Here is a 13,855-nt window from a genome sequence, read left to right on the forward strand (position 1 = left end):
ATGACGGTACGTGTGGCAGTGGCCGGAGCGAGCGGATACGCGGGCGGAGAGCTCCTGCGTCTGCTCCTGGCGCACCCGGAGACCGAGATCGGGGCGCTGACCGGCAACTCCAACGCGGGCCAGCAGCTCGGCGCGCTGCAGCCGCACCTGCTGCCGCTGGCCGGCCGGGTGCTGCAGGAGACCACCGCCGAGGTGCTCGCCGGGCACGACGTCGTCTTCCTCGCCCTGCCCCACGGCCAGTCCGCCGCCGTCGCCGAGCAGCTCGGCCCGGACGTGCTCGTGGTCGACATGGGCGCCGACTTCCGGCTCGAGGACGCGGCCGACTGGGAGCGTTTCTACGGCTCCGCACACGCCGGGACCTGGCCGTACGGCCTCCCCGAACTGCCGGGTGCCCGCGCCGCGCTGGAGGGGTCCAGGCGCATCGCGGTACCCGGTTGCTACCCGACCGCCGCCACCCTCGCGCTCTTCCCGGCCTACGCCGCCGGGCTCGCGCGCAGCGAGGCCGTGATCGTCGCCGCCTCCGGCACCTCCGGCGCGGGCAAGGCGCCCAAGCCGCACCTGCTGGGCAGCGAGGTCATGGGCTCGATGACGCCGTACGGCGTCGGCGGCGGCCACCGGCACACGCCCGAGATGATCCAGAACCTCAGCGGGGTGGCCGGCGAGCGCGTGACCGTCTCCTTCACGCCCACCCTCGCGCCGATGCCCCGCGGCATCCTCGCCACCTGCAGCGCCCCGGCCGTCGCGGGCGTGACCGCCGAGTCCGTCCGCGCCGCGTACGAGAAGGCCTACACCGACGAGCCCTTCGTCCACCTGCTGCCCGAGGGACAGTGGCCCGCCACGGCGTCCGTCTACGGTTCCAACGCCGTTCAGGTGCAGGTCGCGTACGACGAGGCGGCGGACCGCATCATCGCGATCAGCGCCATCGACAACCTCACCAAGGGCACCGCGGGCGGTGCCGTCCAGAGCATGAACCTCGCCCTCGGGCTCGACGAGTCCACGGGGCTGACCACGATCGGAGTTGCGCCGTGAGCGTGACGGCAGCAAAGGGATTCACGGCCGCGGGCATCGCCGCCGGGATCAAGGAGAACGGCAACCCGGACCTGGCCCTCGTGGTCAACAACGGTCCGCGCCGCGCCGCCGCCGGCGTCTTCACCTCCAACCGTGTGAAGGCCGCCCCGGTGCTGTGGTCGGAGCAGGTCCTCAGGAGCGGCCAGGTCTCCGCGGTCGTCCTCAACTCCGGTGGCGCCAACGCCTGTACGGGCCCCAAGGGCTTCCAGGACACCCACGCCACCGCCGAGAAGGCGGCCGAGGTGCTCGGCCGCGGCGCGATCGAGGTCGCCGTCTGCTCGACCGGCCTCATCGGCGTGCTGCTCCCGATGGACAAGCTGCTTGCGGGAGTCGAGACGGCCGCCGCCCAGCTCTCCGAGCACGGCGGCGAGAAGGCCGCCATCGCCATCAAGACCACCGACACCGTCCACAAGACGTCCGTCGTGACCAAGGACGGCTGGACCGTCGGCGGCATGGCCAAGGGGGCGGGCATGCTCGCCCCCGGCCTCGCCACCATGCTGGTCGTGCTCACCACCGACGCCGCGCTCGACGACGACGTGCTCGACAAGGCGCTGCGGGCGGCGACACGCACGACCTTCGACCGCGTCGACTCCGACGGCTGCATGTCCACCAACGACACCGTGCTGCTGCTCGCCTCCGGGTCCTCCGAAGTCACCCCGGAGTACGGGGAGTTCGCGGAGGCCGTGCGTCAGGTCTGCGACGACCTCGGCCAGCAGCTCATCCGGGACGCCGAGGGTGCCGGCAAGGACATCAAGGTCGAGGTGGTCAACGCGGCGAGCGAGGACGACGCCGTCGAGGTGGGCCGCTCCATCGCCCGCAACAACCTCCTCAAGTGCGCCATCCACGGTGAGGACCCCAACTGGGGCCGGGTGCTCTCCGCGATCGGCACCACCAAGGCCGCCTTCGAGCCCGACCGGCTGAACGTCGCCATCAACGGCGTCTGGGTCTGCAAGAACGGCGGCGTGGGCGAGGACCGCGAGAAGGTCGACATGCGCTACCGCGAGGTGCACATCGTCGCCGACCTCGCCGCCGGGTCCGAGACCGCCACGATCTGGACCAACGACCTCACCGCCGACTACGTCCACGAGAACAGCGCCTATTCCTCATGAGCACCACGCGAAAGCACACCGCGCTCCCCAAGGCCCAGATCCTCATCGAGGCGCTGCCCTGGCTGGTCAAGCACAACGGCAGGACGGTCGTCATCAAGTTCGGCGGCAACGCCATGGTCGACGAGGACCTCAAGGCCGCGTTCGCGCAGGACGTCGTGTTCCTGCACCACGCCGGGCTCAAGCCGGTCGTGGTGCACGGCGGCGGCCCGCAGATCAGCGCCGCCCTCGACAGGCACGGCATCGTCAGCGAGTTCAAGGCCGGCCTGCGCGTCACCACCGAGGACGCCATGGACGTCGTACGGATGGTGCTGGCCGGGCAGGTGCAGCGGGAGCTGGTCAACCTGCTCAACGAACACGGGCCGCTGGCCGTCGGGTTGACCGGCGAGGACGCGCACACCATCACCGCCACCAAGCACCAGCCCGAGATCGACGGCGAGTTGGTCGACATCGGGCGGGTGGGCGAGATCACCGAGATCGACACGGGCGCGATCGAGGCCCTGCTCGCCGACGGCCGGATCCCGGTCGTCTCCTCCATCGCCCGCAGTCAGGACGACGGACATGTCTACAACGTCAATGCTGATACGGCGGCTGCGGCACTCGCTGCTGCTCTTGGCGCCGAGACGCTCATGGTCCTCACGGACGTCGAGGGCCTTTACGAGGACTGGCCGCACAGCGACGAGGTGATCAGCCGCCTCACCGCCTCCCAGCTGGAGAAGCTGCTGCCGGACCTGAGCTCCGGCATGGTGCCGAAGATGGAGGGCTGCCTGTACGCCGTGCGCGGCGGTGTGCACACCGCCCGCGTCATCGACGGCCGGGTCCCGCACTCGATCCTGCTGGAGATCTTCACCGACGAGGGCATCGGCACGATGGTCGTGCCCGACGAGCAAGAGGGGGATTCCGAATGACGAGCACGGCGACGAACGCGGAGTTCGGCGAGCGCTGGCAGGGCGCGCTCATGAACAACTACGGCACGCCGCTGCTGCCCCTCGTGCGCGGCGCCGGCACCAAGGTGTGGGACGCCGACGGCACGGAGTACCTCGACTTCGTCGGCGGCATCGCGGTCAATGCGCTCGGCCACGCCCACCCGGCGATCGTGGACGCCGTCAGCACACAGATCGCCTCCCTCGGCCACATCTCCAACTTCTTCATGGCCGACCCGACGGTCACGCTCGCCGAGCGGCTGCTGCAGCTCTTCGGCCGCGAGGGCCGGGTCTTCTTCTGCAACTCCGGCGCCGAGGCCAACGAGGCCGCCTTCAAGATCGGCCGGCTGACCGGGCGGACACACGTCGTGGCCACCCAGGACGCCTTCCACGGCCGCACCATGGGCGCCCTCGCGATGACCGGCCAGCAGGGCAAGCGGGAGCCGTTCCTGCCGCTGCCGGGCGAGGTCACGCATGTGCCGTTCGGCGACGCGCAGGCCCTCGCGGCCGCCGTCACCGACGAGACCGCGCTGGTCATCCTGGAGCCGGTGCAGGGCGAGATCGGCGTCGTCCCCCCGCCGCCCGGCTACCTCAAGGCCGCCCGCGCGATCACCGCCGCGACCGGCGCGCTGCTCGTCCTCGACGAGGTGCAGACCGGTGTCGGCCGGACCGGGCACTGGTTCGAGTACCAGGCGCACGAGGGCGTCCTGCCCGACGTCGTCACCCTCGCCAAGGGCCTCGGCGGCGGACTGCCGCTCGGCGCCACCGTCGCCTTCGGGCGCGCCGCCGAACTGCTGCGGCCCGGGCACCACGGCACGACCTTCGGCGGCAACCCGGTCGCCTGCGCCGCCGGACTCGCCGTGCTCGACACCATCGAGAACGAGGGGCTGCTGGAGAACGTCAAGCGGCAGAGCGAGAAGTTGCGGGACGGGATCGAGTCCCTGGGCAACCCGTTGATCTCCCATGTCCGGGGAGCGGGCCTCCTCCTGGGTATCGTGCTCACCGAGCCCCTCGCACCCCAGGTGCGCCAGGCGGCTCAGGAGGCCGGAATCCTGGTGAACGCGCCCGCGCCCGACGTCGTACGGCTGATGCCGCCGCTGAACCTCGGCGACGACGAGGTGGACGCGTTCCTCCGGGCACTCCCCGGCGTCCTGGACCAAGCACACGGGGACGGATCCGGAGAATGAGACGACGATGAGCCAGGCGCAGGACGACGCACAGCACGCAGGGCCTGCCGTGCCGCAGACCCGCACCGCACGCCACCGCCGGATCGTGGACATCCTCAACCGGCAACCGGTGCGCTCCCAGAGCCAGTTGGCGAAGCTGCTCGCCGACGACGGGCTGACCGTCACGCAGGCGACGCTCTCCCGGGACCTGGACGAGCTCAACGCGGTGAAGATCCGCAACAACGACGGCGACCTCATCTACGCGGTCCCCAGCGAGGGCGGCTTCCGCACCCCGCGGGCACCGCTCGGCGAGTCGGCGAAGGAGGAGCGGATGCGGCGGCTCTCCCAGGAACTGCTGATCTCCGCGGAGGCCTCGGCGAACCTGGTGGTGCTGCGCACGCCCCCGGGCGCCGCGCAGTTCCTGGCGTCCGCCATCGACCAGGCCGAGCTGCACGACATCCTCGGCACCATCGCCGGCGACGACACGCTGCTGCTCATCAGCCGGGAGCCGACCGGCGGCCAGGCGCTCGCGGAGCACCTGCTGCGGCTCGCGCAGAACGGCCACTGACACCGACGAGTCCGGGGCCCCCGTCCACCCTTTCCCCCCCGGACTCGCATGGGGGTTCCTCCCGGGCCGGGCGGTCCGCCCGGCAGGTCTCAGCCCAGGCGGGCCGCCAGCCCTCCCGTGCAGCGGACCTCGTCGCCCGCCGTGATCAGCAGCGCCTCCACGTCCGGCAGGGACTCCAGCCAGCGCAGCCCGTCCCGCGAACCCATCGCGAACGCGGCCGTCGCCCAGCAGTCCGCCCAGGTCAGCTCGGGGGCCACCACGGTCACCGCCACCAGGTCGGTCACCGCGGAGCGGCCCGTGCGCGGGTCGACGATGTGCGCGCCCCGCTCGGCGGTGCCGGAGGTGGCCACCGCCAGCTCGTCGACGCCCGCCGCGGACACCACGGCCGCGAGGCCGCCCGGGCGCAGCGGGTCGGCCACCCCGACCCGCCAGGGCCGGTGCGGTTCGGGCGAGCCCAGCAACTGGACGTCCCCGCCGCCGTTCATGCTCACCCCGCACACCCCGGGCGTCGCCGCCAGCAGCCGCGCCGCCTGCTCGGCGGCCCAGCCCTTGACGATGCCGGTCGGATCCAGCCGCCCCTCGTAGCGCATGCTGAACCAGCCGTCGCTCACCCGCTCCGCCTCGGCGCCCAGGTCGAGCACCTCGGCGACCTCGGGATCGCAGTCCTCGACGGCCAGTTCGCCCCGCGAGAGGCGGGAGAGCTGGCTGTCCTCGCGGTACATGCTGAACACCTCGTTGACCCGGTGCAGCCCGGCGATCGCCTCCTCCAGCGCCGCCTGCACCGCACCGGGTTCCCCGCCGCGGACGTCGAAGGAGAAGACGGTCCCCATGACCTCCTCCGCATGACGCACCGCGGCGGGAGCCTCTGCCGATTCGGCCACCGTCTCAGCCACCGGCCTGGTCCAGCGCCGACTGGAGCGACTGCTTGTACCCGGTGCTCGTGTACGTGGCCCCCGACACCGAGTCGATCTGCGCGCTGCCGGCCGCGACCGCCTCCTGGTTGAGCTTCGGCACGGCCGCCGCGGTCTTCTGGTCGCTGAGGCCGCCACTGGGCGCCTGCACCGCGTCGGCCTTGGTGATCTTGCCGTTGCTGACGGTGATCCGGACCTGGACCGGCCCGTAGTCGGTCCGGACGAGCTTGCCCGTGACGGTCCTGGCCTGCGTGGAGCCGCCGGAGGCCTGCGAGGAGCCGCTGCCCGAACTGCCGGACGAGCCGCCGCTCTTCGAGGCCCCGGCGCTCGACTTCATCTTGTCGATCGCCGACTGCAGCGACTTCTTGTACCCGGTGCTCGTGTACGTCGCCCCGGACACCGAGTCGATCTGCGCGCTCTGCGCGGCGACCGCCTCCTGGTTGAGCTTGGGCACGGACAGCGCGGTCTTCTGGTCGCTGGTGCCGCCCTTGGGCGCCTGGACGGCGTCGGCCTTGGTGATCTTGCCGTTGCTGACGGTCAGCCGGACCTGGACGTTGCCGTACTGCGTCTGGACGACGTTGCCGTCGACCGTGCCGGACCCGGCCGCGGCGGAACCGCCCTGCGGCGACTCCTGCGCGGCCGCGGTCTGCTGCGCGGCCGCGCCGGCCGCCTCGGCGCCTGGGCCGGACGCCGGCTTCAGCGACAGCAGCAGGACGACGCCCGAGACGGTGGCCGCGGTGGCCAGCACGACACGTCGGAGGGGATGACTCTTCCTCATCGCTTCAAAAGCTCCTGAAGTCCCGTCGCTCACATCTCGAACGACTCGTGATGGATGCGGCGGGCGGGCACTCCCGCGCCGCGCAGTGCTTCGTAGACGGACTGCGCGAACCCGGCCGGGCCGCACATGAAGACGTCGTGGTTGTCGATGTCGGGCAGCTTCTGCCGCAGGCGCTCCGCCGAGATGTCGGGGCGCTCGCCGTCCGGGCTGTTGACCGCGTACATCAGGCGGGCGCCGCGGTCGTCGGCGATGGCCGCGAGCTCGTCCCAAAGGGCCAGATCCTGCGTGGTGTTGGCCCGGTAGAGCAGTGTGATGTCGCCGGCCGCGCCGGGCAGAGTCTCGAACAGCGCCCGCATCGGCGTGATGCCGACCCCGCCCGCGACCAGCAGCACCTTGCCGCGGCTGCGCCGCTGCGCGGTCATCGCGCCGTACGGGCCCTCGGCCCACACCTTGGTGCCGGGCCGCAGCTCGCGCAGCCGGGCGCTGTGGTCGCCGATCGCCTTCACGGTGATCCGCAGCACGTCGGGGCGCGGGGCCGCCGACAGCGAGTACGGGTGGGAGCTGAACCGCATGCCCGGCGCCATGAACCGCCAGCGGAAGAACTGCCCCGCCTCGGCGCCCATCCGGTGCAGCTTGCGCCCGCTGATCAGCACCGAGACGATGCCCGGCGTCTCCTCGATGACCGCCTCGACCCGCATGCGGTGGCGCAGATTGAGCCGGATCGGGGTGAGGATGCGGTACCAGACCACCAGCGCGGTGACGACGCCGTACAGGGCGTACCAGAAGGTCTTCGCCATCGGCTCGACCGCGAAGTCGTTGCCGGTGGTGATCTGGTGCCAGAACGTCAGGAACACCGCCGCGTACGTCAGCAGGTGGACGTGGTACCAGGTGTCGTACGGCAGCCGGCGGCGGACCGGGCCGATCGAGGTCAGCCCGATGAGCACGAACAGGCCCATGCCGATGGCCGCCTTGCCCATGTCCGGCAGCTGGTTGATGGAGTCGATCGTCTGCTGGACGATGTCGCCGAGCGACTTGCCGGCCTGGAGGGCGTAGCCCCACATGGTGAGGAAGACGTGCGCGAGGATGAGGCTGAGCGTGTAGCGGCCGCTCATCGCGTGCCAGCGCGCCACCCGGTCGGAGCCGACGCGCCGCTCCAGCGCCGGCACCCGCGCCATCTGGAGCACCACGAGCGCCATCAGATAGCCCGCGAGCAGCCCGGTGATCCGGCCCGCGTTGAGGATCTTGCCGTTCTGGTCGGCGATGGACGGCGTGTTGTGCCACCACAGCCACAGCACACCGACCGCACCGGCTCCTACGGCCAGCAGCAGGACGGTCGCCGGGGAGCGGCGCGGGCGGATGCGGCGCATCGTCTGGCGGCGGGCGGCGCGGCCGCCTGCGAGCGTGGTGGTCACTGTTCCTCCGGGGCGGGGGCAAGGGGGGTGGGCGTGGTCCCTTGGCCCTGAGATACGTGCCACGACGCTCGTGCGTTCAGCTGCGCGCCGAGTCCAGTGCGGACTGAAGTGACTGGCGGTAACCGTCACTTGTGTACGTGGCCCCCGACACGGTGTCGATGTCCGCGCTCTGGGCCTGGAGCGCCTCACTGCGCAGCCGCGGCAGGGCGAAGCTGTTGATCTCCTGGTCCCGCGGGTTGTCCGTCGGATAACTGACGGCGGTGACGTCGGTGAGCTTCCCGTTCTTGACCGTGATGCGGACCTGGACGGGACCCCATCGGGTCTGCACCGTGTCGCCGGTGACCTTCTTGGTGCCGGTGACGGCGCCTCCGGAGGTTCCCCCGGACGTGCTCCCGGACGAGCTGCTGGACGGGCCGGGCACCGCCAGGCCCACGTTCGGCGTCGAGTGCGGCTTCAGCGACAGCAGCAGCACCATCCCGGAGACGGTGGCGGCGCTCGCCAGCACGATCCGGCGCAGTGGGCGGTTCTTCTTCAACGCGTGCACTTCTACGGCCTCGCTGCTCTCAGAGTTCGAAGGACTCGTGGTGGATACGGCGGTCGGGGACCCCGGCGGCGCGCAGCGCCTCGTACAGCTCGCGGGCGAAGCCGTGCGGCCCGCAGATGTACACGTCGTGTCCGGCCAGGTCCGGGAAGGTCGCGCGCAGCGACTGCGGGGTGAGGCTGGGGCGCCGGCCGTCCGCCCCGTTCAGGGCGTAGAGCACCTTGGCGCCGCGCCAGCGCGCGATGGCCTCCAACTCCCCGCCCAGCGCCAGGTCCTCGGCCGTGCGCGCCCGGTAGAGGAGGGTCACCTCGCCGGGCAGCGTCTCGAACAGGGCCCGCAGCGGGGTGATGCCGACGCCGCCCGCGATCAGCAGCGACTTCGGCGCGGTCCGCCGGTCCGCGGTCAGCGAGCCGTACGGACCCTCCGCCCACACGCGCGTGCCCGGCCGCAGCAGGGAGACGGCCGCGCTGTGGTCGCCGAGCGCCTTGACCGTGATCCGCATCAGGTCCTGGCGCGGCGGCGCCGACAGCGAGTACGGCGTCGACGTCCAGCCCAGGCCCTCGCCGAAGAACCGCCAGCGGAAGAACTGCCCCGCCTGCACGTCGAGTTCGTCCAGCCTGCGGCCGCGTACGACGACCGAGAACACGCCCGGCGCCTCCCGGTGCACCGAGTCGACCCGCAGCCGGTGCCGCAGGTTCAGCCGCACCGGCTCCAGGACCCGGAACCACACCGCCAGGGCCGCGACACCGAGGTACAGCGCGTACCAGGCGGCCGTGGCGACGGTGTGGCCGTTGAACTCGTTGCCCAGCGTCAGCTGATGGAAGAAGGCCAGGAAGACCGCGAGGTAGGTGAGCAGGTGGACGTAGTACCAGAACTCGTGGCTGATGCGGCGGCGCGCGGCCCGGGCCGAGGTGATGCCGACCGCGAACAGGATCAGCGTGCCGAAGGTCGCCTTCAGCATGTCCGGGTAGTCCAGGACCACGGTGGTGGTCTCGTGCCAGAGCGAGGCGCCGTCCTGGGCGGCGTACCCGAGGAGGATCAGCACGATGTGCGCCACCAGCAGGCAGACGGTGTAGCGGCCGGCCATCGCGTGCCAGCGGGCCACCCGGTCGGAGCCGATGCGCCGCTCCAGCAGCGGCACCCGCGCCATCAGGCCGACCAGCACCGCGCAGGCGTACCCGCACAGCAGCCCGGCGATCCGCCCGGCCCCGGTCAGCCAGCCGGCCGCGCCGACCACCGACGTGGTGTCCGCCCACCACATCGCGACCACGGCGGCCGCGCCGGCCCACAGCAGCGCCAGTACGGCGGCCGCGGGGGAGCGCCGCGCGGGCGGCGCCAGGGCCGGAGCCGCCCGCCGCTCGTACACCGTGGTCATATGTGCGTCCTTTCGCCTGTTCCGGACGCAACTGTGCCGGGCGAACCTCTCAGCAGCCTCTGAACAGGACCCCACCGAGCGCACTCAGAGGAAACTCAGAGCGTCGCCCGGCGCCCGCCGCCGCCGCGAGGGGGGATGCTGGAAGGGCGATGAACACCACCCGCTCCGGCCGCCCCGCCCTGACCCGCCCCGACGGCACACCGCTGCGCGTCCTGGTCGTCGACGACGACCCGGACCTCGCCGAGGTGCTCTCCGGCGCCCTGCGCTACGAGGGCTGGCGGGTGCACTCGGCCGGCGACGGCGCCTCCGCCCTCACCGAGGCGAGGGAGCTGATGCCGGACGCGGTCGTCCTGGACGTGATGCTCCCGGACACCGACGGCTTCTCCGTGCTGCGCTCCCTGCACGCCGTGAAACCGGACGTCTGCGTGCTGTTCCTGACCGCGCGGGACGCGGTCGAGGACCGGATCGCGGGCATCACCGCGGGCGGCGACGACTACGTCACCAAGCCCTTCAGCCTGGAGGAGGTCGTCGCCCGGGTCCGCGGCCTGCTGCGCCGCGCCGGCATGGCCCGCCAGCAGGAGGACGGGCCCCGCCTGATCGTCGGTGACCTCGTCATGGACGAGGAGGCCCGCGAGGTGACCCGGGCGGGCGACCTGATCGAGCTGTCCCCGACCGAGTTCGAGCTGCTCCGCTTCCTGATGCGCAACCCCCGCCGGGTCATGAGCAAGACGCAGATCCTCGACCGGGTGTGGTCCTACGACTTCGGCGGCCGGGCCCACGTCGTCGAGCTGTACATCTCGTATCTGCGCAAGAAGGTGGACGCGGGCCGGGAGCCGATGATCCACACGGTGCGCGGGGCCGGGTACGTCCTCAAGCCGGTGAGCCCGTGAGGCTTCTGCGGCGCCTGCCCCGCCCGCGCACGCTGCGGGCGCGGCTCACCTTCGGTCTGGTGGTGCTGCTGGCGATCAGCTGCGCCGCGGTCGGGCTCGCCGCCGTGTTCGAGCTCAACGGCTTCCTCACCAGCCGCCTCGACCAGCAGGTGGCCCAGACCGGCCCCCGCTTCGCGGCGAGCCTGGAACACCCCGGCACCCTGCCCGACGACCACGACGGCGACGAGCACGGCGACGACCGCCGGCAGTCCACCGGCACCTTCGGCGCCCGCGTGGCCGACGGCACGGTCACCCACGCGGCGGTCATCCGCCCCTCCGGTGTCGAGAACGTCGACCTCTCCCGCCACGACCAGAAGCGGTTGCTCGGCGTCCCGGCCGACGGCAGGGGCCACAGCGTCGAGCTCTCCGCCCTGGACGACTACCGGGTCATCGCCTCGCCGGGCAAGGACGGCGACGTCCTGCTCACCGGGCTGCCCCTGGAGCCCGTGCAGGCCACCGTCTACCGCCTCGAGCTGGTCGCCGGGATCGTCTTCGGCGCCGCCCTCACCCTCACCGGCGTCGCGGGCGCGCTGTGGGTGCGCTGGTCGCTCAGGCCGCTGAGCCGGGTCGCGGCGACCGCCACCCGGGTCAGCGAACTCCCGCTGGCCAGCGGCGAGGTGGCGCTGCCCCCGCGCGCCCCGGAGGCCGACCCGCGCAGCGAGGTGGGCCAGGTCGCCGGCGCCTTCAACCGGATGCTCGGCCATGTCGAGGACGCGCTGACCAAACGGCACGCCAGCGAGGAGCGGCTGCGCAGCTTCGCCGCCGACGCGAGCCACGAGCTGCGCACTCCGGTCGCCACGGTGCGCGGGCACGCGGAACTCGCCCTGCTGCACCCGGGCCCCGTCCCGGCGCCGATCACCCGCGCCCTGGAACGCATCGCCGCAGAGTCCGGCCGCATGGGATCGATGGTGGACGACCTGCTGCTCCTGGCCCGCCTGGACGCCGGCCGCCCCCTGGAGCGCCGTCCCGTCGACCTGACCCGGCTGATCCTCGACGCGGTCACGGACGCCCGGGCCACCGGCCCCGGTCACCGCTTCACGCTGGAACTCCCGGAGGAGCCGGTCACCGTCACCGGCGACGAGCACCGCCTGCACCAGGTGCTGGCCAACCTGCTGGCCAACGTGCGGGTGCACACGCCCGCCGGCACCAAGGTCACGGTGTCCCTGGAGACCGAGGGCGCCACGGCCGTCCTCTCGGTGCACGACGACGGCCCGGGCGTCCCCGAGGACATCCGGCCCGGGGTCTTCGAGCGCTTCACCCGGGCCGACCGCCGCCGCACCGAGGCCCCCGGCGCCGGAGCCGGCCTCGGCCTGTCGATCGTGGCGGCCGTGGTGGAGGCCCACGGCGGCAGCGTCGGCCTGGAGAGCCGGCCGGGTTCGACCACGTTCACCGTGCGGCTCAGTACCGCGTGATCGCCGTACGCCCGCCCGTCGTGCCGATCGCGATGTGCGGGCCGCGGCCCGGCCGCGCCCAGGTGAGGATCCGCCGCATCGCGCCGGCCGGCACGGACACGCAGCCGGCCGTCGCCCCGCGCCCGTCGACGTGCAGGAAGATCCCGGCCCCGCGGCCGTGCACCCGGGAGTGGTAGTTGAAGCCGACGACGAGCGCGTACGCGTACTGGGTCGGGTACGCCACCAGATGCTCCGACTCGGAGGCCCGGCAGTCGGCCGGACGCGGCTCGGTCCAGCGGTTGTAGGAGCGCGAGGCGTTGTCCTCGCACCACCACGACGCCTGGTGCACCGGACGGTACGGGTAGACCGTCCCGCTCGGTGCGGGCTTGATGCCGAAGGCGAAGGGCAGGTCGTACAGACCGGTGGGCGTGGTGCTGGTGTTCTGCTTCCGGGAGGCGCCCTCGACCAGCCCCTTCGCCCCGAACCGGGCGGCCGCGGAACCGGTCTTGACCCAGCTCCCGCCCCGCCGGTCCCACCAGGTGACCGTGCCGGTCGCCGAGCTCGTGCCGGCCGCCACGGCGGTGATCAGCTGCGTGCCGCCCCCGGTGTCGGCCATGCGCGCGGGCAGCGGCGGGCCCGCGGGGGGAGCGGCCGGGGCGGCGCCGAGCAGCAGGACGGCGGCGGACACCAGGGCGCCCGCGGCCGGAGCGGTTCGCATGGCTCAGACCGTAGACGGGGGCAGCGGCAACGGCAGCCCGGGTAGGCCGTCCAGGCTGGTGGCGATGTGCTCCTTACGGGCGAAGTACTCGCCGAGCGAGGCGTCGTCCTCGCGCGCGAAGCGCCGGGCGTGCAGGTCGCGGTCCTCGTCGTACGTCATGAAGGGCACCGCGTAGCCGCACGTGTCGCGGACGAGTTCGGCCGTCACGACGATGATCGCGCGCAGTCCGTGCCGGAACCCGTCGATGTCGGGGAAGCGGGTGAGCAGTTCCTTGAAGCGCGGGTCGTCGCGGAAGACCGGCTCGCCCCGGCCGTGCACGCGCACGATGTTCGGCGGGCCCTGGAAGGCGCACCACATCAGCGTGATGCGGCCGTTCTCCCGCAGGTGCGCGATCGTCTCCGCGTTGGAACCCGCGAAGTCCAGATAGGCCACGGTGTGCTCGTCGAGCACGGCGAAGGAGCCCTTGAGGCCCTTGGGGGAGAGGTTGAGCGTGCCGTCGCCGGACAGGGGCGCGGTCGCGGTGAAGAAGAGGGGCTGCTCCTCGATGAAGGTCCGCAGCCTGCCGTCGATACCCTCGTAAGTTTTTCCCACGCTTCATGATTATGCGCGCAGGTCTTTCGTTTGTCTAAGGAATTACGCCGTCCAGTTCGCGCCCACCGGCCGTGGCCGCCCCGGCCGGCGCTGCATCGGGGCGGCCACAGCGCCTGTCACGTCACTTCGTGAGCGTGCAGGCGGCCAGGGAGTCGAGGCCGGTGGGCTTGTCGGCGGTGCGGCCGATGGCGATGGCGATGCGGTCGACGGTGGACTTCCGCTTGTCGGCGAGGGGGCCGAGGATGGCGTTCTGGACGAGGTCGGGTCCGCCTTGGCCGACGGCGGCGGCGAGGCGCTTGTCGGCCTCGTCGATCTGGGTGGTGAGCAGGGCGAGGTTGCGGTCGACCTCGGCCTGCGCGGAGGCGGGGATCGCGGGGA

At 72.4% G+C, this 13,855-nt stretch carries 14 protein-coding genes and 1 pseudogene; 7 read left to right on the forward strand and 8 right to left on the reverse strand.

Annotated features, from left to right (window positions below):
- From argC to ACFU97_RS10140, 5 genes are read left to right on the forward strand one after another with little or no spacing between them, the layout of a single operon-like run.
- Positions 1-1,029 carry an N-acetyl-gamma-glutamyl-phosphate reductase gene (argC, locus tag ACFU97_RS10120; protein WP_384253436.1) on the forward strand — a complete coding sequence of 343 codons (1,029 nt, stop codon included), beginning with the start codon at positions 1-3 and terminating at the stop codon, positions 1,027-1,029.
- Entirely contained in the window at positions 1,026-2,177 is a 1,152-nt protein-coding gene (gene argJ, locus ACFU97_RS10125; protein ID WP_384253438.1) for a bifunctional glutamate N-acetyltransferase/amino-acid acetyltransferase ArgJ, read from the forward strand. The genes argC and argJ overlap by 4 nt, the downstream gene beginning before the upstream one ends.
- A complete protein-coding gene (gene argB / locus ACFU97_RS10130; RefSeq protein ID WP_384253441.1) occupies positions 2,174-3,082 on the forward strand; it encodes an acetylglutamate kinase in 909 nt (302 codons plus the stop codon). The genes argJ and argB overlap by 4 nt, the downstream gene beginning before the upstream one ends.
- On the forward strand, positions 3,079-4,284 hold the full coding sequence (locus ACFU97_RS10135; protein WP_384253443.1) for an acetylornithine transaminase: 1,206 nt from the start codon (positions 3,079-3,081) through the stop codon (positions 4,282-4,284). Before argB ends, ACFU97_RS10135 begins: the two co-directional genes overlap by 4 nt.
- Before the next feature lie 7 nt (positions 4,285-4,291).
- A complete protein-coding gene (locus ACFU97_RS10140) occupies positions 4,292-4,831 on the forward strand; it encodes an arginine repressor (protein ID WP_208779647.1) in 540 nt (179 codons plus the stop codon).
- Positions 4,832-4,920: 89 nt separating this feature from the next.
- Here ACFU97_RS10140 and ACFU97_RS10145 read toward each other — a convergent pair whose 3' ends face one another.
- The 5 genes from ACFU97_RS10145 to ACFU97_RS10165 form a co-directional block, all read right to left on the reverse strand.
- On the reverse strand, positions 4,921-5,661 hold the full coding sequence (locus ACFU97_RS10145; protein ID WP_384253446.1) for an FAD:protein FMN transferase: 741 nt from the start codon (positions 5,659-5,661) through the stop codon (positions 4,921-4,923).
- 55 nt (positions 5,662-5,716) lie between these two features.
- Positions 5,717-6,520: an FMN-binding protein gene (locus tag ACFU97_RS10150; protein ID WP_384253448.1), complete on the reverse strand. Its 804-nt coding sequence runs from the start codon at positions 6,518-6,520 to the stop codon at positions 5,717-5,719.
- 29 nt (positions 6,521-6,549) lie between these two features.
- On the reverse strand, positions 6,550-7,932 hold the full coding sequence (locus ACFU97_RS10155) for a ferric reductase-like transmembrane domain-containing protein (protein WP_384253451.1): 1,383 nt from the start codon (positions 7,930-7,932) through the stop codon (positions 6,550-6,552).
- Positions 7,933-8,008: 76 nt separating this feature from the next.
- Complete coding sequence (locus ACFU97_RS10160; protein ID WP_384253453.1) at positions 8,009-8,476, reverse strand: FMN-binding protein; 468 nt, start codon at positions 8,474-8,476, stop codon at positions 8,009-8,011.
- Between the two features lie 19 nt (positions 8,477-8,495).
- The gene (locus ACFU97_RS10165) at positions 8,496-9,848 is read right to left on the reverse strand and encodes a ferric reductase-like transmembrane domain-containing protein (RefSeq protein WP_384253456.1); all 1,353 of its coding nucleotides are present in this window, start codon (positions 9,846-9,848) and stop codon (positions 8,496-8,498) included.
- A 149-nt stretch (positions 9,849-9,997) separates the two neighbouring features.
- On the opposite strand from ACFU97_RS10165, the gene ACFU97_RS10170 reads away from it, so the two are divergent.
- Both ACFU97_RS10170 and ACFU97_RS10175 read left to right on the forward strand, forming a co-directional pair.
- Positions 9,998-10,738, forward strand: a complete 741-nt coding sequence (locus ACFU97_RS10170) for a response regulator transcription factor (RefSeq protein WP_384253459.1) — start codon at positions 9,998-10,000, stop codon at positions 10,736-10,738.
- 5 nt (positions 10,739-10,743) lie between these two features.
- Positions 10,744-12,189: a sensor histidine kinase gene (locus ACFU97_RS10175; RefSeq protein ID WP_384253488.1), complete on the forward strand. Its 1,446-nt coding sequence runs from the start codon at positions 10,744-10,746 to the stop codon at positions 12,187-12,189.
- Here ACFU97_RS10175 and ACFU97_RS10180 read toward each other — a convergent pair.
- From ACFU97_RS10180 to ACFU97_RS10190, 3 genes and pseudogenes are all read right to left on the reverse strand, one after another.
- The gene (locus ACFU97_RS10180) at positions 12,176-12,886 is read right to left on the reverse strand and encodes a L,D-transpeptidase (protein WP_384253461.1); all 711 of its coding nucleotides are present in this window, start codon (positions 12,884-12,886) and stop codon (positions 12,176-12,178) included. The genes ACFU97_RS10175 and ACFU97_RS10180 overlap by 14 nt on opposite strands.
- 3 nt (positions 12,887-12,889) lie before the next feature.
- Positions 12,890-13,477 (reverse strand): pyridoxamine 5'-phosphate oxidase family protein, encoded by a 588-nt coding sequence (locus ACFU97_RS10185; RefSeq protein ID WP_384253463.1) that lies wholly within the window; start codon positions 13,475-13,477, stop codon positions 12,890-12,892.
- 121 nt (positions 13,478-13,598) lie between these two features.
- Positions 13,599-13,855: pseudogene (locus ACFU97_RS10190) on the reverse strand (hypothetical protein); the annotation flags it as partial.

The sequence above is a fragment of the Streptomyces sp. NPDC057616 genome, assembly GCF_042800575.1.
Lineage (GTDB): Bacteria > Actinomycetota > Actinomycetes > Streptomycetales > Streptomycetaceae > Streptomyces.